The sequence below is a fragment of the Streptomyces niveiscabiei genome (assembly GCF_001419795.1).
Classification (GTDB): domain Bacteria; phylum Actinomycetota; class Actinomycetes; order Streptomycetales; family Streptomycetaceae; genus Streptomyces; species Streptomyces niveiscabiei.
In genome coordinates, this window is record NZ_LIRL01000187.1 from 1 (window position 1) to 20,053 (window position 20,053).

At 72.6% G+C, this 20,053-nt stretch carries 18 protein-coding genes; 4 read left to right on the forward strand and 14 right to left on the reverse strand.

Annotated features, from left to right (window positions below):
• Window positions 1–116 precede the first annotated feature (116 nt).
• The 3 genes from AOK24_RS10400 to AOK24_RS10410 form a co-directional block, all read right to left on the reverse strand.
• Window positions 117–2,870 (reverse strand): AAA family ATPase, encoded by a 2,754-nt coding sequence (locus AOK24_RS10400; protein WP_240553779.1) that lies wholly within the window; start codon window positions 2,868–2,870, stop codon window positions 117–119.
• Between the two features lie 147 nt (window positions 2,871–3,017).
• Window positions 3,018–4,010, reverse strand: a complete 993-nt coding sequence (locus AOK24_RS10405; protein ID WP_055719774.1) for a S66 peptidase family protein — start codon at window positions 4,008–4,010, stop codon at window positions 3,018–3,020.
• Between the two features lie 226 nt (window positions 4,011–4,236).
• The gene (locus AOK24_RS10410) at window positions 4,237–4,896 is read right to left on the reverse strand and encodes a helix-turn-helix transcriptional regulator (RefSeq protein WP_133258140.1); all 660 of its coding nucleotides are present in this window, start codon (window positions 4,894–4,896) and stop codon (window positions 4,237–4,239) included.
• 183 nt (window positions 4,897–5,079) lie between these two features.
• On the opposite strand from AOK24_RS10410, the gene AOK24_RS10415 reads away from it, so the two are divergent.
• Window positions 5,080–5,433, forward strand: a complete 354-nt coding sequence (locus tag AOK24_RS10415) for a hypothetical protein (protein ID WP_055719776.1) — start codon at window positions 5,080–5,082, stop codon at window positions 5,431–5,433.
• Window positions 5,434–5,439: 6 nt separating this feature from the next.
• Here AOK24_RS10415 and AOK24_RS10420 read toward each other — a convergent pair whose 3' ends face one another.
• Window positions 5,440–6,186, reverse strand: coding sequence for a ferredoxin reductase (locus AOK24_RS10420; protein WP_055719777.1), 747 nt, complete (start codon window positions 6,184–6,186; stop codon window positions 5,440–5,442).
• On the reverse strand, window positions 6,179–6,784 hold the full coding sequence (locus tag AOK24_RS10425; protein ID WP_055719778.1) for a sulfite oxidase-like oxidoreductase: 606 nt from the start codon (window positions 6,782–6,784) through the stop codon (window positions 6,179–6,181). The genes AOK24_RS10420 and AOK24_RS10425 overlap by 8 nt, the downstream gene beginning before the upstream one ends.
• A gap of 160 nt (window positions 6,785–6,944) precedes the next feature.
• Here AOK24_RS10425 and AOK24_RS10430 point away from each other — a divergent pair, with 160 nt between their 5' ends.
• Entirely contained in the window at window positions 6,945–7,682 is a 738-nt protein-coding gene (locus tag AOK24_RS10430; protein ID WP_055719779.1) for a GNAT family N-acetyltransferase, read from the forward strand.
• A 25-nt stretch (window positions 7,683–7,707) separates the two neighbouring features.
• On the opposite strand, the gene AOK24_RS10435 is transcribed toward AOK24_RS10430, so the two are convergent.
• A complete protein-coding gene (locus AOK24_RS10435; protein ID WP_055719780.1) occupies window positions 7,708–8,457 on the reverse strand; it encodes a response regulator transcription factor in 750 nt (249 codons plus the stop codon).
• A gap of 58 nt (window positions 8,458–8,515) precedes the next feature.
• The gene (locus AOK24_RS10440; RefSeq protein ID WP_055719781.1) at window positions 8,516–9,115 is read right to left on the reverse strand and encodes a TetR/AcrR family transcriptional regulator; all 600 of its coding nucleotides are present in this window, start codon (window positions 9,113–9,115) and stop codon (window positions 8,516–8,518) included.
• A 175-nt stretch (window positions 9,116–9,290) separates the two neighbouring features.
• Between AOK24_RS10440 and AOK24_RS10445 the strand changes: the two genes are divergently transcribed.
• Window positions 9,291–10,880 (forward strand): alpha/beta hydrolase, encoded by a 1,590-nt coding sequence (locus AOK24_RS10445; RefSeq protein WP_055719791.1) that lies wholly within the window; start codon window positions 9,291–9,293, stop codon window positions 10,878–10,880.
• 56 nt (window positions 10,881–10,936) lie between these two features.
• Window positions 10,937–11,575: a nucleoside/nucleotide kinase family protein gene (locus AOK24_RS10450; protein WP_206191176.1), complete on the forward strand. Its 639-nt coding sequence runs from the start codon at window positions 10,937–10,939 to the stop codon at window positions 11,573–11,575.
• Between the two features lie 3 nt (window positions 11,576–11,578).
• Here AOK24_RS10450 and AOK24_RS10455 read toward each other — a convergent pair whose 3' ends face one another.
• The 7 genes from AOK24_RS10455 to AOK24_RS10485 all read right to left on the reverse strand — a co-directional run.
• A complete protein-coding gene (locus AOK24_RS10455) occupies window positions 11,579–12,493 on the reverse strand; it encodes a UTP--glucose-1-phosphate uridylyltransferase (protein WP_055719782.1) in 915 nt (304 codons plus the stop codon).
• Window positions 12,494–12,558: 65 nt separating this feature from the next.
• The gene (locus AOK24_RS10460) at window positions 12,559–13,320 is read right to left on the reverse strand and encodes an SDR family NAD(P)-dependent oxidoreductase (RefSeq protein ID WP_055719783.1); all 762 of its coding nucleotides are present in this window, start codon (window positions 13,318–13,320) and stop codon (window positions 12,559–12,561) included.
• A gap of 60 nt (window positions 13,321–13,380) precedes the next feature.
• Window positions 13,381–15,855, reverse strand: coding sequence for a carbohydrate-binding protein (locus tag AOK24_RS10465; protein ID WP_055719784.1), 2,475 nt, complete (start codon window positions 15,853–15,855; stop codon window positions 13,381–13,383).
• Window positions 15,856–15,943: 88 nt separating this feature from the next.
• Entirely contained in the window at window positions 15,944–16,765 is an 822-nt protein-coding gene (locus AOK24_RS10470; RefSeq protein ID WP_055719785.1) for a carbohydrate ABC transporter permease, read from the reverse strand.
• A complete protein-coding gene (locus AOK24_RS10475; protein ID WP_055719786.1) occupies window positions 16,762–17,682 on the reverse strand; it encodes a carbohydrate ABC transporter permease in 921 nt (306 codons plus the stop codon). Before AOK24_RS10475 ends, AOK24_RS10470 begins: the two co-directional genes overlap by 4 nt.
• Before the next feature lie 2 nt (window positions 17,683–17,684).
• Window positions 17,685–19,016, reverse strand: a complete 1,332-nt coding sequence (locus AOK24_RS10480) for an ABC transporter substrate-binding protein (RefSeq protein WP_055719787.1) — start codon at window positions 19,014–19,016, stop codon at window positions 17,685–17,687.
• A gap of 108 nt (window positions 19,017–19,124) precedes the next feature.
• Window positions 19,125–20,053, reverse strand: a 929-nt coding sequence (locus tag AOK24_RS10485) for a LacI family DNA-binding transcriptional regulator (RefSeq protein ID WP_055719788.1), incomplete at its 5' end; no start/stop codon positions are given.

The following is a 20,053-nucleotide window of genomic DNA, read 5'->3' on the forward strand; positions in this document are numbered from 1 at the left end:
TCGGGGGGGGGGGGGGGGGGCTGTTCCGGAAGCGGAACGGCTTCACCGTAGGAAGACCGGGCCACCCCTCATAAGCGGGGGAACCCTTGCGTCACGTGTTAACAGCGGATGTCACGTCAACGCCCTGTGCCGGAACGGCGGTTGTGGGCCCGGCTCGGCTGACTCAGCGTCACCGCCGGGACGACCCGCTCGTCGTCCGGCGTGTCCACTGCCGCGCCCGAGGCCAGCACGGCCACCGCCATCGCGTGCGCCAGCGCCGTCCGCGACCGCACCCCCACCTTCCGGTAGACCCGCGACAGGGCCCCCTCCACGGTCTTGACGCTGATGAACAGCTTCGCGGCGACCTCCCGGTTGGTGGCCCCGCCCCCGACCAGCTCCGCGATCCGCGCCTCCGTCGGCGTCAGCCCGGGTCCCTCGCCGCGCTCCCCGGCCTCCAGCCGCGCCAGCTCCGCCCCGGCGCGCGCCGCGAGCGCCGCGGCCCCGATCCGGTCCGCCGTCCCCAGCGCCTCCCCGAGCACCGCCCGCGCCGCGCTGCGGTGCCGGGCCCGCCGCTCGACCGTCCCCAGCGCGATCAGCGTCCGTACGAGGTCCACCGGCAACGGCAGGTGCCGCAGCCGCTCGACGGCCGTCCGCAGCCGGACGACACCCTCCTTCGCGGCGCCGAGTCCCGCCGCCCGCAGCCCCTCCGCCCGCTCCAGGGCCGCCAGCGCGCTCCCCGGGACGTCCCCCGACATCCGCGCGCGGGCCTCGCCCAGCACCGCCCCGGCCTCCTCGCACTCGCCGAGCACCACCAGCGCCTCCGCCAGATCCGCGTACCAGTGCAGCAGCGGCGGATCGGCGGCGCCCATCGCGGCGCCGAGGCCGCGCACCCGCTGGAGCGCCTCGACGGCCGCCGCCGCGCCGCGCGGGTCGCCGGTGAGGAGTTCGGCCTGCCCGAGGACCGCTAGCGCGCGCACCAGGAACAGCCGGTCGCCGTCGGCCTCCGAGGCGCGGACCGCCTCACCGGCGAGCCGGCGGGCCTCGTCGGCGGTGCCGCCCGCGGTCGCCGCGAGGGCCCGCGCGTACAGCACGGGCGCCGTGCCCGCGCCCGCCTCGCAGCGCGCGGCGGTCACCAGGGCCTCGCGGCAGTCGCCGGCGCGCACCTGGATGCGGGTCAGCGCGACCAGGGTGGCCGTCGCCTCCTCGACGCCGGCGACGTCGCCGATCACCGCGAGGAGCCCGGTGACCTGCGCGCGGGCCTCGCCGACCCGGTCCGAGTCCAGCGCGAGGACCGCCCGCATCCGGATCAGCCCCCAGCCGTCCGGGCCGCTCCCGTGACCGCCCGTCAGCGCGAGCGCCTCCTCCAGCGCGGCCCCGGCCGCGACCGGCTCCCCGGCCAGCGACAGCACCCGGCCGAGCGTGGCCAGCGCCCCGATCCGGGTGTCCGTGTCGCCGAGGGCGGCGGCCCGGCGCGCGTGCCGGGCCGCCTCGGTCAACTCCCCGCACAGCAGGCCCCTTACGGCGGCCCAGTGGTGCAGCCACCCCTCGGCCTCCGCGTCCCCGGCCGCGTCCCGCAGCCCCTCCGCGATCAGATCGCGCGCCCCCTCCAGCGCCTGCCCGGCGTTGCGCAGCAGCACCACCCGCGCCCGCACCCGCTGCCGCGCGTCCCCCGACCCGGCCAGCACCGCCCCGGCGGCCTCGCCCGCCTCCTCCTGCCGCCCCGCGTCACAGGCGTACCCGGCGGCGGCCAACAGCCGCTCGGCGCGCGCGTGTTCGACCGGGGTACGGCGGGCCGCGAGCCGGGCCAGCTCGAACGCGGCGCCGGGCTCCCCGCGCCCGCGCGCGTACTCCGCCGCCGCCTCCAGCGTGCGCGCGGTGTCCTCGTCCTCGTACGGGCGGGCGTGCGCGAGATGCCGGGCCCGCTCCACCGGGTCGGCGACCGCGCCCGCCAACAGGGCGTGCGCCTCCCGCCGTTCGCGCACCGACGCGTCGGAGTAGACGGCGGCCCGGACGACGGGGTGCGCGAACCGTACGACCCCGTCGGCGTCGGCCGCCGCGAGGGCGCAGGCCGGGTCGTCGAGCCCGGCGGCCCGCAGCACGGTGAGGGTGGGACGGTCGGCGGCGCTCGCGACGAGCAGGGTGCGCCGTATGTCCTCCGGCATCCCCGCCAGCAGCCGGGTACGCAGGTGCCGGGGGACGTCGAGCACCGGGCCGAGCAGGGGGGAGTGCTGCAACTCCCGTGCGTACGACGGATTTCCGGCGGCGGTCTCCTGGAGCGCACGCAGCACGTCGGGTGGCAGGCCGGCGCGCACGATCCGCGCCACCTCGTCGTACGACAAGGGCGGCACCCGCAGCACGGCCGTACCCGGCGGACACACCCCCTCGGGCCGCTCCCCGTCCGCGACCCGCTCGGCGGCCACCACCCGCAGATCGAGCCCGCCCGCCCGGCGCACCACGAACGCGAGCACCTCCGCGCTCTCCGCGTCGAGCCACTGCACCCCGTCGACGGCCAGCAGCACGGACCCCTCGGACGCCAACTCCCGCAGCACGTCGAGCACGCCGATGCGTACGGCGAGCCTGCCCCGGCCGTCTCCCGGTGCCTCGCCCCGCAGCAGCGCGCCCCGCAACGCGTCCCGGAGCGGGGGCGCGAGGGAGTCCAGGCGGCTGTCCGGCACCCGCGCGAACAGGTCCACGAGACCGGCGTACGGGAGGCCGGCGTCCTCCTCGGACGGGGAGCAGCGCAGGACCGTCGCGGCCCGGGTGGTCGTCAGGAGCGCGTCCACCAGCGTCGACTTGCCGATCCCGGCGGGCCCGTGGAACAACACGCCGGGGGCGGTGGCCAGTTCGGCCCGCGCGGTGTCGAGCAGCTCCCGGCGGCCGATCAGGAGCACAGCGGGCGGGGGCCTGGGACGCCGGGGGCGGGGCCGCGGTCGGGGTGGATCATGTGTTCATGACAACCCGACCGGATTCGGCTTGTCAATGACTGTTCACGGCACCGTCACGCGTGCCCGCGACGGCCGTTCAGGAGGACAGTCCCGTCAGCGCGCCCGCACCGCCGGTTCGAGCAGCGACAACGTCCGTGCACCCGCGTCGAGTTCCGCCCGCACCCCCACCGGCATCGGCAGGTTCGCCCCCGCGTGCCCGAACTCGACGTTGCCGAGGACCGGGATGTCCCGGTCGCCGAGGGCGTCGAGGACGAGGTCGCGCAGGGTCGGGTCCGGCGTACCCGTGCCGAGGCCGGCGATGCCGTCCGGGACGCCGACGACCATGCCCGCGATCCGGTCGAGGATGCCGCAGTGCCGCATGACCTGGAGGTACGTCCACACGTGCGCGGCGAGGCCGCCCGCCTCCTCCCAGAACAGGAGCGCGCCGTCGAACCGTTCGAGGGGCAGGGCGTACGGCGTCGCCTGGTTGAGGGCGATGCGGTTGACGACGCCGCCGACGAGGGGGCCCTCGGCGCGGCCGGGGCGCCAGCACTCCCACCCCGGGGTGGACGGCAGCGCGCCGATCGGTTCCGTGCCGGTCAGCAGCGTCGTGTAGAGCCGCTCCAGCTCGGCCCGGCGGGCCGGGGTCGTGCGCTGCCAGTGGCCGCCGAGGCCGGGTGTGGCCAGGTCGGTGTGGAAGCCGACCAGGCCCGTGCGGGCGTACAGGACCAGGTGCAGGAGGGAGATGTCGCTGAGGCCGAGGACCGGCTTGGGGTCGGCGGCGACCGCGTCGTAGTCGATGAGGTCGAGGTAGCCGAACGCGGTCTGGCCCCCGTCGTGCGCGACGATCGCCCGCACCTCGGGGTCCCGCAGCAGCCCGTTGAACTCCTCGGCGACCTCCGCCGGCCGCGCCGCGCTCCACCAGCGCCGCCGCCCGGCTTCGAGCAGCGGCGCCCGCCGCACCCGGAACCCCATCCCCTCCAGCACGGCCACGGCCCGGTCGAGATCGGGCGCGTACTCGGCGTACAGCGGACCGGACAGCGAGGCGACGACGACGAGGTCCCCGGGCACGAGGGCGCGGGGACGCAGCAGCGCGTGACTGATCATCGACGCAGTCTCACCGCCCTCGCGACCGCCCGCCAGCCGATTACCGACCGGCCGTCTCCGCGCCCCCGGATGGACTCCGGGTGCGGACGGGAAGCCGCATCCCACCCGGCGAACCGGAGCGGGCGGACGGCTCCGCCGATACCGCCACGGGGGTCGGCTCCGGGCCGGGTCCGGTGGTGTCCAGGAGAGGTGGGTGAGACTGGAGGGTATGGGCGGGTGCGTACCGTCACGCCGCCTGGATCTCCAGGACGCCGAGCCAGCGCAGGATCGCGTCCGAGCGGCTGCGGGCGCCGAGCTTCTGGTAGATCCGGCTCAGGTAGTTGGTGACGGTCTTCTGTGTGAGGTTCATGCCCGCGGCGATCTCCGGGACCGTGTCACCGGACGTGAGCCGGGCCATGAGTTCGCGCTCCCGGGGCGACAGGCGGCCGGCGGCGTCGGGGCAGGGGCGCTGCCGGGCGATGCCCGTCCGGGACCGGCGGGCGGCCTTCACATGTTCGACGACGACCGGCGCGAGGACCGTGGCGCCCTGGGAGGTCAGGTCGAGGGCCTCGGCGAGGAGTCGGGGGCCGGGGGAGGTCTCCACGAGGTAGCTGGTGGCCCCGTGGTCGAGGGCCATGGAGACGTCGTCCCAGTCCAGCCGGGGCGCGAGGACGGCGGCGGGCGGCAGTCCGGGCCCGGCCGTCAGACGGAAGCCGCGTACCGCGTGGGCCGCGCCGGGCCCGTGGAAGAGGAGGACGTCGTCGTCGGGACGGACGTCGGAACGTCTCCCGACCTGACGCGTGCGGAAGTGGGCGAGGGCGGCGGGCGGGGGTGCACCCTGGCTGACGAGCGCGATCGACAGACCGGGTGTGGGCAGGGCCCATTCCACGCACATGTGTTGTGGCACTACGGCTCCTCGAAGTGGGGGGTTGGAGCTCGGGGGCGACCAAAGATCTTGAACTTTCTAACATATGGTGGGGGAGATCGGCAGAGGTGGTGGATTTTTCCTCTATTGGCCGGGCCGCGCGAACACCGAGAGTGGGGCCGGGACATGGTGTCCCACCCCCCCCCACGAAACGGCGGAAGAACCATGCAGTTGACCACACGCAAGCGCACGCTCCTGCCGACGGCACTCGTCGCGGCGGCCTCCGCGGTCGCGCTCACCGCGGGGCCCGCCTCGGCGACCTCGATCAACATCACCGTCGGCAGCCAGCGCATCCCCGCCGGAGCGGCCTGCGTCTACGTGACCGACACCTCCACCGGCGGGACCAGCAACGGCTCCGTCCAGTTCACGCCCGGCGGCTCGGTGACGATCCGCAACGTCAACGTCGAGTCGGGCGACACCGTCCACTTCGAGTGGCACGCCGCCAACTGCGGCACCTACATCCGCGACGACACGTACCGCGTCCCCACCCCGCTGCCCACGGTCTGGAACATCAACTGACCTTGTTCAGCCGTACCGTTCGATCCTGATCCGGTCGACCGGCTGGCCCGCGGCGACCAGCAGGCGGGAGGCGTGCTCGGCGAAGGCGTTGGAGCCGCAGACGTACGCCTCCCAGGCGGTGCCGGTGGCGAAGAGGGGTTCCAGGTGGGAGGAGTTCAGCCGGCCCACCGGGAAGCCGTCGGGCGCGGTGCGGGTGAACACCGGGGTCGTCTCCGCGCCGTACTCCCGCGCGTAGATCAGCTCCTGCGGGCCGCGCGCGGACACCAACAGCCGTAGCGGTACGTCGAGTTGACGCGCCCGGTGGTGGCGGACCATCGACATCAGCGGGACGACCCCGGAGCCCGCGCCGACCAGCAGCGCGGGGCGGTCGCCGGGCCAGGCGAAGAAGCCGGAGAGCGGGCCGCGCACCTCGACCTGGTCGCCGGGTTTCGCGACCGTGTGGAACCAGCCGGAGACCTCGCCGCCCTCCACGTGGTCGAGGGTCAGCTCGATGTGGCCCGAGGTGTCCGGCGCGGAGGCGATCGAGTAGTGGCGCTGCGCGGTGTAGCCGTCCTCGGCGGTGAGGCGGAGCATCAGGTGCTGGCCGGGGAGATGGCCGGCCCACGCGGGCACGGCGAACCGGAAGGTCGCCGCGTACGGGGTCTCGCGGCGGACCTCGGTCAGGGTCGCCGTCTGCCAGACGGCCGCCGCCCGGTTGGACACGGCGATCCGGCCGGGCACGGCGAACCGGGTCTCGAACGTCGCCTCAGTCACCGGAGTACCTCTGCTCCTCCCACGGGTTGCCCCGCGCGTGGTACCCGTTCTGCTCCCAGAACCCCGGCTCGTCGTGGTCGAGGAGCCGGATGCCCGCGACCCACTTCGCGCTCTTCCAGAAGTACAGGTGCGGCACCAGCAGCCGCGCGGGCCCGCCGTGTTCCGGCGCGAGCGGCCGGCCGTCGTAGGCGAACGCGATCCACGCCTTGCCGCCGGTCAGGTCGGCGAGGGGCAGGTTCGTCGTGTAGCCGGTGTGGGAGTAGGCGACCGCGTGGGTGGCGGTCGCCGAGGGGCGTACGGCGGCGAGGAACGCGTCCAGCGAGACCCCGCCGAAGCGGACGCCGAACTTGGACCAGCTCGTCACGCAGTGGATGTCGCCCCGGTACTCGGAGCCGGGCAGCGCCCGCGCGTCCTGCCAGGTCCAGGTGCGGGGCTCGGCCACCAGGCCGTCGATGCGGAACGTCCAGTCGGCGGGCGCGAGGTCGGGGGTGACCTCGGCGGACAGGACGGGCCAGTCGTCGCCCGCGTCGTACTGGCCGGGCGGCAGCCCCGGGTTGTGGACGCGGGGGCGCCCGGCGAAGCCTCGGGTGACGTTCATGGGTGCCTGTCTCGGAGAAACGTTCGTGCGGCCTCCACGATACGCGGCGCACGCGGCGGCCGATCATTACGTCCGTATGAACGCTCGCGGGGCCCGGGAATACCCTCCCACCTGCGCTTCTTGGTGACGGATGACACAGCCGGGCCGTAGAGAGGGAGCCATGTCCGAGGCACACGTCGTCAGTCGTGATCGAGATCGGGGGAGCGGCGTGAGTCACGTCCTGGACAATCCGGCGCTGCACTCCCTGACCGGGCCGCACGCGAGGTTCGCCGAGCGGAAAGGGCGGGTGCTGCGGTACCCCGTCGATGTCTCGCCGTGGCTCGCGCTGCCGGACGAGCCGGACGCGCGGGACTGGGCCGACCTCGCCGCGCTCGCCGGGCCCGGCGCCGAGGTGCCGTTGTCCGGCTACTGCGGAGACGTGCCCGCCGGGTGGGAGGTCACCTTCCAGGTCGACGGCGTGCAGCTCGTCGACGACGGGCTCGACACGGCCCCGGACCCGGAGGCCGTACGGCTCGGCGCCGCCGACGTCCCCGAGATCCTGGACCTGGTGGCCCGCACCCGGCCAGGACCGTTCCTGCCGCGCACCGTCGAACTCGGCACCTACCTCGGCATCCGCCGCGAGGGCGCGCTCGTCGCGCTGGCCGGGGAGCGGCTGCACCCGCCGGGGTACACGGAGATCAGCGCCGTGTGCACCGACCCGGCACACCGGGGACAGGGCCTGGCGACGCGGCTCGTCCTCGCGGTCGCGCACGGCATCCGGGAGCGCGGCGAGGTGCCGTTCCTGCACACCGGGGCGGGCAACACGAACGCGATCCGCCTCTACGAGTCCCTCGGCTTCACCCTGCGCCGACGCACGGCGTTCCTCGCCGCACGGCCCCTGGAGGGCGCACCGGTCTGAGCGGCGGGACGGGCGTCGGTGTCGGTCAGGAAGCCGGCTGGTGTGCGGGCGTTCCGGTCTTCACCGCCAGCCGGAAGCCGACGCCCCGCACCGCCTCGATGCAGACCGCGTCCCCCAGCTTGTGCCGCAGCCCGTACACGTGCGTGTCCAGCGTCTTCGTCGGGCCGAACCAGTTGCTGTCCCACACCGCCGCCATGATGTCCTCGCGGGTCGCGAGGGTGTCCAGCCGGTCGGCGAGGTAGACGAGGAGCGCGTACTCCTTCGGGCTCAGCAGGATCTCCGTGTCGTCGAGGTACGTGCGGTGCGCGAGCCGGTCGATGGACAGGCGGCCGTAGCGGTCCAGGGAGCGGCGGGGCAGCCCGATGACGACACCGGGGACCCCGGCGGCGGCCTGCCGGGGCACGACGGCGGCCGGCGGCGGGGCCAGCCGCCTGCGCTGCACCGCCCGCATCCGGGCGATCAACTCCCGTACGGTGAACGGCTTCACGACGTAGTCGTCCGCACCCAGCTCCAGCCCCACCACCTTGTCCGTCTCCGAACCCCGCGCGCTGATCATGATGAGGGACACCTCGCTGCGGGCCCGCAGCCTGCGGCACACGTCGAGCCCCTCCATGTCCGGCAGGCCCAGGTCCAGGAGGACCATCTCCGGGTCGCCGCCCGCGAGCAGCGCCTCCTGCCCGGTGGCGACCCAGTGGACGTCGTGCCCGTAGCGGGCGAGGCCACGGGCCAGGGGTTCGGCGATCTCGGGATCGTCCTCGACGAGGAGCACATGCATGGCGTTTCTCCTGGTGACTCCCGGTGGGGGGAGGCGTGGGGGTGGCGTGCGGGGAGTCTCAGGGGCAGGCCGGGGCCGGGCGCAGGCCCAGCGCCGGGAACACCAGCGCGTCCAGGTGGCGCCGCATCTCCACGACGGTCAGCGGTTCCTCGCCGAGCAGCGGCCGGGCCAGGACGACGCTCAGCAGCATCCCGGGGACGAGGCCGAGCGCCGGACAGTCCCCGGGGACCTCGCCGCGCCGCACCGCGCGCCGGAGCACCGTGGCGAGGTCGGCCAGCGCGGGCTCCAGCATCGACCGGCGCAGCGAGCGCCGCAGTTCGGGGTTGCCGAGGATCGCGCTGCCGGCCCCGAGGTGCAGGGTGGGACCGCGCGACAGGGCCTCGTCACCGACCCGGTCGACGATCTCGTACAGATCCCCGGGCAGCGAGCCCGTGTCGACCTCGGTGATCCGCAGCGGCTCGCGCTGGGCCAGCGCCGCGACGACCAGCTGGGGCTTGCCGCCCCACTGCCGGTACAGCGTGGCCTTCCCGGCCCGGACGCGGGCGGCGACCGCCTCCATCGTGAGCGCTTCGTACCCGACCTCGCGGAGCAGGGCGAGGACGGCCTCGTACACCTGGGCGGCGCGCAAGGGAGTGATCCGGGTGCGGCGGACGGCCATGGGCACCCCTCCTCGGCGTTGAACGGCCTCAGGCTAGTCCCGCCGCTAACGGAACGGGTGCGTATCACTTGTGGCATCAGTCACTTCCGGGGCCGGAGAGGTTTCCGGGAGTTCACACAACTCCCGTGTCGTGAAAGGGCCGTTGAGGCGGGGGCGGGTGCGGACAATGACCGGCATGAGCACACAGCACCCGTACAGTCACCGCACAAGAACCCGTCGTGTTCTCGCGGCCGGGGCGCTCGCCGCCGCGCTGCTGGGTCAGCTCCTCGGCGGCACCACGGCGTCGGCGGCACCGGCCGGTGAGGCGCCGGCGGCGTACACGGCAGGGCGAATCGCCTGGAAGCCCTGTACCGCGCCGGACGGCACCGGCGGATTCGAGTGCGCCACCCTCAAGGTCCCGGTGGACCGCGCCAAGCCCAAGGGCGCGACCATCGACCTGGCCCTCAACCGGCATCGCGCCACCGACCCGGCCCGCCGCATCGGCCCGCTGCTCGTCAACCCCGGCGGACCCGGCGGCTCCGGCGTCGACTTCGTCTTCGGCGCGCGCTCCACCTTCTCGCCCGGACTCCTCGCCCGCTTCGACATCGTGGGCTTCGACCCGCGCGGCGTCGGCCGCAGCCACCCGGTCACCTGCGACTGGGACCTGATCCGCGCACAGGACCCCCTCCTCCACCCCGGCAGCCCCCGCGACTTCGCCGCCCTGCGCGCCGCGACCGGCCGCCTCGGCAAGGACTGCCTCGCCCGGACCGGCCCCCTCCTCGGCCACATGGACACCGGCAACGTCGTCCAGGACATGGACGCGATCCGCGCCGCCCTCGGCGAGTCCAGGATCAGCTACTACGGCGTCTCCTACGGCACGGCCATCGGCCAGCAGTACGCGGCCCGTTACCCGCACCGCGTCCGCGCGCTCGCCCTCGACTCCAACATGGACCACAGCCTCGGCCGCTCGGCGTTCCAGCGGACCGAGGCCGTCGCGATGGAGGAGGTCTACGGCCAGTTCGCCGACTGGTGCGCCCGCACACCCGCCTGCGAGCTGTACGGCCGTGACGCCCGCGCCCTCTTCGACTCGCTGTACCGGCGCGCCGAGGCCGGTGAGCTCGAACTGCCGGGCGGCATCGAACTCAAGCCGCAGGACGTCCAGTTGACCGTTTTCGGGTTCCTGTACGACCCGGCGTCCTGGTTCCAGCTCGCCGACCTGCTCAGCGACATCGACGACCCGACCGAGGAAACGGCCCGCCGCGTCGCCGCGTTCGCCGACCCGGGGCCGTACCCGATCCCGGCGGTCATCTGCCAGGACTACGTGTTCGGCGTCCCCTCGTACGGCACGCTCGCCCGGGAGAAGAAGGCGCTCGCCCGCGTCGCCCCCGTCACCCGGCTCAGCCCGCTCGGCTGGACGGCGATGACCGGCTGCCAGAACTGGCCCACCGAGGTCACCAACCCGCCCCGGCCGCTCAAGGTCGACGGGACGCCGCCGATCCTGCTCACCAACAGCCGCTTCGACCCGGCGACTCCGCACGCGTGGGGCGCCAACGCCGCGCGGCAGATCGGCCGGGAGGCCGTCCTGCTGACGTACGACGGGGCCGGGCACGGGGACTACTGGCTCAGCCCGTGCGCGCGGGCCGCCATCGACACGTACCTGCTGACGCTGAGGACGCCGCCGCCCGGGACGCATTGCCCGGCCGTCTGGCCGGTGGAACCCGCGCCCGAACGCAAGGGCGCGCTCGTCAACCCACTGCCCGATCTCGTCGGCACACCCGCGTACTGATGACAAGAGGGCCGGTTCCGGACGGAATCGGGGCCGGCCCCCGGGACACTGGTGCCATGACCTCTGCCTTGACTTATGGCCGGCTCGTGCACAGGGCCGCCGCGCTCGTCCGCCCCGGGCGGCGGGCGATTCTCGGGATCGCCGGGAGCCCGGGAGCGGGGAAGACGACGCTCGCGGAACGGCTGGTGCGGGATCTGGGGCCGGTCGCGGCGCATGTGCCCATGGACGGGTTCCATCTCGCGGACGTCGAGTTGGACCGGCTGGGGCTGCGGGACCGGAAGGGGGCGCCGGAGACGTTCGACGCGGCGGGGTACGCCGCGTTGCTGGAACGGCTCCGGTCTGCGGGGGAGTTGGTGTACGCGCCCGGCTTCGAGCGGGTTCTGGAGCAGCCCATCGCCGGGGCGATCCCGGTGCCGCCCAGTGCGCGGCTCGTCGTGACCGAGGGCAACTACCTTCTGCTGGACACCGGTTCATGGGTACGGGTCCGGGCCGCGCTCGACGAGGTGTGGTTCTGCGCGCCGGACGAGGAGGAGCGGGTACGGCGGCTCGTGGCCCGGCACGAGGAGTTCGGGAAGAGCCACGAGGCCGCTGTGGCCTGGGTGTCGAGAAGCGACGAGCGCAACGCCGAGATGGTCGCGAAGACGCGGGAGCGGGCGGACCTGGTGCTGACGTCCGCCCAACTCCCGGCGCCGTGACGGCTATTCGCCTGCTTCCTGGGTGCCGTCGAGCTTGCGGACCAGGCCGCGCAGGACCGGGCCGTACTCCGGGTGCGCGAGCGCGTGCGCCATCTGGGCGACCAGGTAGTCCGCCGGGTTGCCGGTGTCGTACCACTCGCCCTGGATCACCTGGCCGTACACGGCGCGGGTCGCGGCGTACGCGTTGATCGCGTCCGTCAAGTAGATCTCGCCCGTGCGGTGTTCGTGCCAGCGGCGGGTCTGCTCGCGGAGTTCGTCGACGATGCCGGGGGTGATGACGTAGCCGCCGATCGCCGCGTACGACGAGGGGGCGTCCTGCGGCTTCGGCTTCTCCACCAGGCCCGTGATGCGGAGCTGGCCCTCGCCGAGATCCTCCTTCACGATCGGGACGCCGTAGCGCTGCGAGTCCTTCGGGTCCATCGGGAGCAGGGCCAGGACCGGGCAGCCGGTCTGCTCGTACGCCCGGATGAGCTGCTGGGCGCGGGGGACCTCGGCCACGAACACGTCGTCCGGCCACAGGACGAGCACCGGCTCGTCGTTGAAGGAGCGCGCCGCGTTCAGCACGGGGGTGCCGTTGCCGTACGGGCCGCGCTGGTCCAGGTAGGTGATGTGGCCGCGCCGGGCCAGCTCGGCGACCTCCTCCACCGCGTCCGCGTACGCCGTCTTGCCGTCCGCCCGCAACTGGTCCACCAGCGCCGGGTTCGGCCGGAAGTGGTCCTGGATCAGGGACTTGCCGCCCGACACGACGATCGTGATGTCCGTGATGCCGGAGTCCACGAGCTCCCGCACGGTGTGCTCGACGACCGGTTTGTCACCGACCGGCAGCATCTCCTTCGGAATCGCCTTGGTGAGGGGCAAGAGGCGCGAACCGAGCCCGGCGGCGGGAATGACGGCCCTGCGGATCGTGGGGGAGGACATCTGCTCTCTCTCGTACGTGTGGCTGCGCTGGTTGTTCGAGGCAGGGCTGACGCTACCAACGCGGGCTAGCCCTTGAGCGCGTCCGAGATCGACTTCACGCCGCCGTGGGCCGTCAGGCCGCCGTCCACCGGGATCTCCGCGCCGGTGATGAAGGAGGAGTCGTCGGAGAGGAGGAAGACGACGAGCGGGGCGATGTCGTCGACCGTGCCGGGGCGGCCCAGGGGGGTCTCGCCGATGGTCGCGTCGCGGAACGCCTGGGAGGCGGCGGCCGTCATCTCCGTCTCGATGTAGCCGGGAAGGACGGAGTTGACGCGGATGCCCCGGGGGCCCAGCTCGGTCGCGGCGATCTTCGAGACCGCGCGCAGCGCCCACTTGCTGGCCGTGTACGCGACGGGGTAGTAGCCGGTGAGCGCGGTCGCCGAGCCGATGTTGACGATGGACGAGCCGGGCGGCATCAGCGGGGACAGCTTCTGGATGCCGAGGAGCGGCCCGGTCGTGTTGACGGCCTGCACCCGGGCCATGTCCTCGGGCCGCACGGAGTCGATCCGGTGCCCCTCGGTGATCCCCGCGTTGTTGACGAGCCCGTGGATCCGGCCGTACGACTCGCGCAGCCCGCCGGCCAGCGCGTCCCAGTCGGCCTCGCAGCTGATGTCGAGCTTCAGGCACCCGTCGTCCTGGGGCCGCGCGTCGGTGGCGACGACGGTCGCCCCGGCCCGGGTCAGGGCGTGGGCCTCGGCCAGCCCCTGCCCCCGGGCCGCGCCCGTGACGACGATGACCTTGCCTGCGAGACGGCCCGCGAGCTGCCCGTTCTGCGTGATCGCGCTCATGCCGGACAAGTTACCGCCCCGGCCGCGGGCAGCCCTCGGGAGGCTGCCCGCAGGCGCGGGTCAGTACGTGCCGTCGATCCGGCCCAGCTCGATCCCCGCGATGTCGGGGGCGGCGGCGCTCGCGTTGCCGAACGTCACCGTGTTGCCCCCCTTCCGCAGCTCGACCGGGACCCCGACCGTCCAGTAGTCGTCGGTGCTCCACGTGTTCTTGAACGTGACCCGCCGCGGCGCGCCCGCGCCGACCGCGACGTCCGCCGTGCGGGACATGATGTCCGTGTTGTAGGCGTGCCCGTTGTCCCGCCGGTCGTTGTGCGCGTACGTCACGACCAGCAGATACCGCCCGGACCTCGGCGCGTCCACTCTGAACTCGGCCGTGCTGTCAGGGCTGTTGCCGAGATTGCCGACGTACGCCCCACCGGGCGCGTACCCGGACTCGACCAGCTTCGCGCCGCCCGCGAGGACGGCATCGGCGGCACTGTACTTGGTGGCTCCTGTGCCGGACCCGTCCCCCGACACGTCGAGCGACCGCAGCGACGCGTGCCCGGCCGTCACCGCGATCCGGTTGTTCCCGGCGACCAGGTACAGCCGCAGCGCACGGTTCGGCACAGCGGCCAACTTCGCTCCGTGCAGGGCGAGTTGGACCGGCCCCGACCCCTTCGGTACGACCGTGTAGTAGCCGTCGCGCGGCGCGTACACGTCGAACACCGCCTTGTCGCCGCCGCGCAGCACGAGCGAACCCGTCCCGGTGCCGGCCGACGAGGAGTAGTCGAACGCCGGACGCCCGCTGACGTCCGCGAGAGTGGCTTCGTAGGAGGCCGTTGCCTTGCTGCGGCGGGTCAGGTCGATGCGGTCCAGCGTGACCTCGGCGTCGCCCTTCGCGAGGCTCAACACGTGGGTGCCGGCCGTGAGGTGGAGGGGGACGTCCTGCTTGGCGCGGTAGGTCCAGTTCTGGGTGGAGGGGTACGTCACGGTGACCGGGGCGGCGCCGTCCACGGACAGCTTCTGGGTGGCCGGGCGGCCGGACTGGTTGCCGTACAGGACCGCCAGGTCGTACGCCCCGTCCTCGGGGACCGTCACTGTGAAGTCGACCTTGCTGGCGGGGGTGTTGAGCGAGCCGACGTCCTTGGTGCCGGACGCCGCGTAGCCGTTGGCGTTCTGGACCGTGCCGTGCGTGTAGACCGTGCCGCCGGTGATCGCCGCGTCCTCGGCCTCGTACGACGCGGACCAGGGGACGGACGGGGCGGCGGGGGTGCCGGTGCCGGACGGGGTGAGGACGATCCGGTACGCCGACATCTTGTGCAGGCCGCGCAGGGGGACGGTGACCGTGCCGTCGGCGGCGACGGTGACCTTGACGCGGCTCAGGACCTGCGGCGCCGCGTGCTGCCCCTCGTACCCGGACCAGGCGGCCTCGGCGACCGTCGCGGTGACCGTACGGCCGAAGAGCTTGCGGGGGACGTTGCGCACGACGACGTCCGCGTCACCCGCCGAGCCGCCCAGCAGGACCTGGGCCTGACGGCGGGAGGTGTCCAGCGAGGCCAGCCCCTGGAGCGTGTCGATGGTGTTGGCCTGCGGCGGGGTCACCTTGACCGTGTCGCCGGTCAGGCCCGCGTACCAACGCAGCAGCCACCAGCCGCCGTTGGGGATGTTGGAGCGGACGACGTGACCGCTGAGGTTGCCCGCCGCGTCCCAGTACGCCATGTTGGCGTACACCTTGTTCCGCTCGAACATCGAGATCCACTGCACGAGTTGGCCCGGCACGGACAGGTCGCGCCGGTTCGCGTACTCGTCGATGTTGATCTTCAGCGGGCCGATGCCCAACTCCCGCTCCAGGGCACGGTAGTTGTCGTAGTGGCCCTGGAAGTCGCGCAGGGAGCCCGAGTTGAGCTCGTGCCAGGTCATGATCTGCGGGAGGACGTTCTCGCGCTTGGCGAAGGTGAGGAAGTCCCGCAGGAAACGCGGGTAGTAGCCGGTCTCGTTGGGCCCGGCGATCACCGCGTCCGGGTCGATCGCGCGGATCCGCTCGTACACCGTCTTCCAGTGCGTGAGGAAGCGGTCGCGCTCCACCTCGTACTCCGCCTGGGGGCCGTTGAGCTTGTACCAGATGAAGTCCGGCTCGTTGAAAGGGATGTAGACGAACCGCTCGCTGTTCGGGTCGGCGGCTATGCGGCGGGTGATGCTGTCGACCTTGGGGAGGTAGTCGTCGATGCCGAGGTCCTCGTACGGCCACTTGGCGTAGATGTCCTGCATCATGACGTTGATCTCGCCGCCGCCGTTGCGGAAGAACGCCTTCGACACGGCCTGCGCGTCGCCGTTCGGGTGCTGGAGGCCGCCGTCCGGCTTCTGCGAGACGCTGGTGATCTTCAGGGGTTCGAGAGCCGCGTCGCTCGGCACGCCGTCGTCGCCGAGGCCGTACAGGGCGCCGTTCGCGCCGAGTTGGACGGGGCCCTCGGAGGCGGCGAGGTCGACGGAGAGGCGTTGCGGTGCTTCTGCGGTCGTTCCGGCGGTCGTTCCTGCTGCGGGGAGGGCACCGGCCATGAGGGCGGCTCCAAGTGCGGTGGTGACAAGGGCGGTTCGTACGCGGGATCTTGTGCGGGTGGGGGCGGTCACGCTGCTGGACCTCCGGTCATTTGACGGCTCCACTGGTGATTCCGGACACGATCTTGCGCTGGCCGACGAGGAACACGGCCACCATCGGCAGGCTCATCACCACGACGTACGCGAAGACGAGATGCCAGTTGTTGAGGTAGAGCTGTGCGCTGGCCACCTGGTAGAGGTTGAGCGGCAGAGTGGCCCGCTCTCCGCCGCCGAGGACGAAGAACGCGTAGAAGACGTCGCTCCACGCATAGAGCGTCACCATGATCGTCGCGGTCGCGATCACGGGTCTGAGCAGCGGCAGGACGATTCGTACGAAGATCCGCGCCGGGCGCGCCCCGTCGATCCGCGCCGCCTCCTCCAGCTCGAAGGGGATCGCGCGGATGAACCCCGTCATGAAGAAGATGGACGTCGACAGATACATGCCGGTGTACACGGCGATCATGCCGGGCCGCGTGTTCGCCAGCCCCAGCTGCCGCAGCTCCATCACGACGGTCACGACGGCCGGCGGCAGCAGCAGCCCGCTGATGCACAGCGCGTAAGCCGCCGACACCAGCCGGGACTTGCGGCGCGCGAACACCCACGCGGCCCCGGCGCCGAGCACCAGCACGAGCACCACCGAAGGCACCACGACGAGCAGGGAGTTGAGCAGCCCGCGCAGCATCTCGCCCTGGCTGACCGCGTCTTGGTAGTTGCTGGCGGGCTGCCAGTGCTGGGGCAGGTCCAGGTTCGGCTTGACGGCCTCCCCCTGTGGCTTCGCGGAGGTGACCGCGACCAGCCACAGGGGCACGCCGATGGCGAGCGCGGCGATGAGGACGACGAGGGCGGGGCGGGCAACACGCCAGACATTCATAGGAGTTGCTCCCTTCTCCTCAGCCCGACGACCAGCGGGATCGCCACCGCGACCACGATCAGGAAGAGGACCAGGCTCATCGCCGTGGCCTGCGCGTACAGGCCCTGGCCGAAGATGCGGAACATGTAGATGTTGAAGACCTCCGTGGAGGCCGCCGGGCCGCCGCCGGTCGTGGCCTGCACGATGTCGAAGGTGTTCATCGAACCGATCAGCGCGGTCGTCACGTTGAAGGTCACGGCCGGCGCGAGCATGGGCCAGCGCACCGACCGGAACGTCCGCCAGGGCCCGGCGCCGTCCATCCGCGCGGCTTCGAGCATGTCACCCGGGATGCCCTTGAGCCCCGCCAGGTAGATGAGCATCGCGAGGCCCATCCACTTCCAGCCGTGGATGACACTGACGATCACCAGCGTCCAGGTCGTCGACCCCAGCCACGGAAGGTCCGTCCCCAGCACGGAGTTGAGGGCGCCGTCCTGGTCCAGGAGCGCTTGGAACACGTACCCCGTGGCGAGCGCCGAGATCAGCACCGGCAGGAAGAACACGGCCCGGAAGAAGCGGTTGAACCGGGTGTCCGCCTCCAGCAGCAGCGCGAGGCCGAGACCGAAGCCGTTCTGGAACAGCGCGGCGAGGACGGCGTACAGCAGCGTCGTACGGATCGCCCGCAGCAGGGAGCCGTCCTCGGCGACCGTCCTGAAGTTGTCGAGGCCCGTGAACGCGATGTCCGAGTGGTACGACGACCAGTTCGTGAACGGGTAGTAGAAGTTGAGCAGGTTGGGGGCGAGGAAGAAGCCCGCGAAGACGAGGATCGCGGGCAGCGCGAACCACCAGGGGTGGTGGACGGCGGCGCGGGGAAGTCTTCCCGGCTTGGTCTGACGGCTTTTCGGGGGACGGGAGTTGGTTCTTACGGCGGTCTGAGTCATCGTCAGAACCCGGGCGCGCCCTGTGCCTTGGCGACCTGGGCGAACTGGTCCTGGATCGCCTGCGCGACCTGCTGCGGACTCTTCTTGCCGTAGATCATGTCGGCCAGGTAGAGATGCGTGTCGGGGGCGACGATCGCCTTGGCCTGGAAGACGCCGATCGCCTTGGGCAGCGCGGCCACTTGGGCCTTGGACGCCTCCGGGAGCCCGGCCGGCGTCGGCACCGACGGCTGGACGGACGGGATCTTCATCGCCGCGATGTAGTCGGCGTAGTCCGGCCCGAGCCAGAACGCGAGGAACTGCCGGGCCGCGTTCTCCCGCTTCTCGTCACCGGTGCGGAAGGCGACCACGCCGTTCGTCTGGTCCGGTGAATACAGCCCTGTTGCCGAGGAGTTGGCGACCGGGAACCAGCCGATCTTCCGGTCGATCTCGGCGGTCGAGTACTTGGCCTGCAACTGGCTCTGGAACGAGGTGACGTTGAGGACCATCCCCGCCTCGCCCTTCCACAGGGCGTCCGCCTGGCCCGTGAACGTGCCGGTGCGGTAGTTCTTCTGCGCGAGCCCCGCGTCGAGGAGCTTCTCCTTGTACTTCTTGATCGCGGCGACCACGACCGGGTCGGTCCACTTCTTCTCGCCCTTGTTGAGGCCGTCCCACCACGCCGGGTCCAGGTCGGTCAGCTGGAGCTGCATCTGCCACTGGAGCGGCCACTTGTCGCCCCCGGCCTCGTAGAAGCCCGCCGCGTCCGTCCTGTCGGTGACCGTCCGGCCGAGAGCGAGAAGCTGGTCGTAGGACTTCGGGAAGTGCTTCTCGCTCAGGCCGGCCTGCCGGAAGACGTCCTTGTTGTAGTAGACGCCGAGCATCGCGGGGCTGGTGACGATCGCCGCGTACCGCTTGCCGTCGATCACACCCAACTTCTGTTCCGTGCCGCCGAGTTTCGCCACCCACGGTTCGCCGTCCAGCGTGAGGAGGTTCTGCTTCGGCTGGACGAACGGCAGCGTCGAGATCGAGGGCTGCCAGAACATCAGGTCCGGGCGGTCGCCCGAGGCGAGCTTCGTCGGCACGTTCTGCTCGTACAGGTCCGGCACCGCCTGCGTCTCGACCCGCGCGCCGGTCGCCTTCTCGAAGGCGTCGATCACCTGCTTCGGCGCGGTGACCGTGTTCTGCGCGGTCCACATCGTCAGCTTCACGCCGTCCAGACGGGCGGTCGGGTCGACGGCCGTGCGCCGGGTGTCCTTGGCATCCGTACCGGAGTCGGCGGAGGTCGGGTCACTGCACGCGGTGGCGGCAAGGCCGAGCGCGCAGATCAGCGCGAGGGCGGGGAGAGCTCTTGTCTGCATCACGTGCCTTTCGAGAACGGGTGGTTCAGGAAGCAGGATCAGAACAGTGGTGCTCGTGCGGGGAGTTCAGCGATCAGTGGGAGGTGCGGTCGTGCTCGTGCGGGGAGTTCAGTGATCAGCGGGAGGTGCGGTGGTGCTCTCCCGCACCACCAGCTCCGGGACGGAGACCGGGTGCGGGGCGATGTGGGCCGACTGCTCCAGCACCCCGTGCAGCGAGGCGAACGCGGCTCTGCCGAGGCCGGTGAAGTCGAGGCGGACGGTCGTCAGGGACGGGGTGAGGTAGGCGGCGTGCGGGGCGTCGTCGAAGCCGGCCACGCTGACCTCGCCGGGGACATCGCGGCCCGCCTCGTGCAGGGCGCGCAGGACGCCGAGCGCCAGGTCGTCGTTGCCGCACAGGATCGCGGTGACGGCGGGGTCGCGGGCCAGCTTCCGGCCCGCCGCGTGGCCGCCGGCCGGGCCCCAACTCCCTTGCAGGGGACGGGGGATCGTGGCACCGGCTTCGCGCAGGGCCTGGCGCCAGCCTTCGGTGCGGGCCGCCGTGCGGCGGGTGCTGGAGGGGATCGCGACGTAGTGCACCGTGCCGTGGCCCAGCGCGAGGAGGTGGCGCGTCACCTCGTACGCCGCCTCGCGGTCGTCCGTCCACACCCAGGGGCGGTCGCCGTCCGGAGGGCTCGCAGGAGTCTCCACCACGCCCACGACCGGGAGTTCGGCGGGCACGGACGTCAACGCCCGTACGCCCGCCGGGTCGTACGCGATCACGATGAGGCCGCCGCTCGCGTCCGCCGCGCGCCGCACCTCCGCCGTCACGGCCGCCTCGTCGGCCGACTCCAGGACGCCGATCCCCACCGCGTACGACGCCGCCCGGGCCGCCTCCTCGATGCCCTGGAGGATCGCCGCGTACCCGTAGTGCGTCGTGTTCGCCGTCAGCACCGTCACGCTGCGGCTGCGCCCGCTCGCCAGGGCCAGCGCCGTCGCGTTGCGGCGGAAGCCCAGCTCGCCGATGGCCGCGAGCACCCTGTCGCGGGTCTCCTGGCGCA

Coding starts and splice junctions, on each gene's coding strand:
- AOK24_RS10435 (WP_055719780.1), bottom strand. CDS start 8,457: ATGCATGTGCTCCTCGTCGAGGACGATCCCGAGATCGCCGAACCCCTG.
- AOK24_RS10430 (WP_055719779.1), top strand. CDS start 6,945: ATGTCCGAGGCACACGTCGTCAGTCGTGATCGAGATCGGGGGAGCGGC.
- AOK24_RS10480 (WP_055719787.1), bottom strand. CDS start 19,016: ATGCAGACAAGAGCTCTCCCCGCCCTCGCGCTGATCTGCGCGCTCGGC.
- AOK24_RS10460 (WP_055719783.1), bottom strand. CDS start 13,320: ATGAGCGCGATCACGCAGAACGGGCAGCTCGCGGGCCGTCTCGCAGGC.
- AOK24_RS10425 (WP_055719778.1), bottom strand. CDS start 6,784: ATGAACGTCACCCGAGGCTTCGCCGGGCGCCCCCGCGTCCACAACCCG.
- AOK24_RS10465 (WP_055719784.1), bottom strand. CDS start 15,855: ATGGCCGGTGCCCTCCCCGCAGCAGGAACGACCGCCGGAACGACCGCA.
- AOK24_RS10415 (WP_055719776.1), top strand. CDS start 5,080: ATGCAGTTGACCACACGCAAGCGCACGCTCCTGCCGACGGCACTCGTC.
- AOK24_RS10470 (WP_055719785.1), bottom strand. CDS start 16,765: ATGAATGTCTGGCGTGTTGCCCGCCCCGCCCTCGTCGTCCTCATCGCC.
- AOK24_RS10445 (WP_055719791.1), top strand. CDS start 9,291: ATGAGCACACAGCACCCGTACAGTCACCGCACAAGAACCCGTCGTGTT.
- AOK24_RS10455 (WP_055719782.1), bottom strand. CDS start 12,493: ATGTCCTCCCCCACGATCCGCAGGGCCGTCATTCCCGCCGCCGGGCTC.
- AOK24_RS10475 (WP_055719786.1), bottom strand. CDS start 17,682: ATGACTCAGACCGCCGTAAGAACCAACTCCCGTCCCCCGAAAAGCCGT.
- AOK24_RS10405 (WP_055719774.1), bottom strand. CDS start 4,010: ATGATCAGTCACGCGCTGCTGCGTCCCCGCGCCCTCGTGCCCGGGGAC.
- AOK24_RS10440 (WP_055719781.1), bottom strand. CDS start 9,115: ATGGCCGTCCGCCGCACCCGGATCACTCCCTTGCGCGCCGCCCAGGTG.
- AOK24_RS10450 (WP_206191176.1), top strand. CDS start 10,937: ATGACCTCTGCCTTGACTTATGGCCGGCTCGTGCACAGGGCCGCCGCG.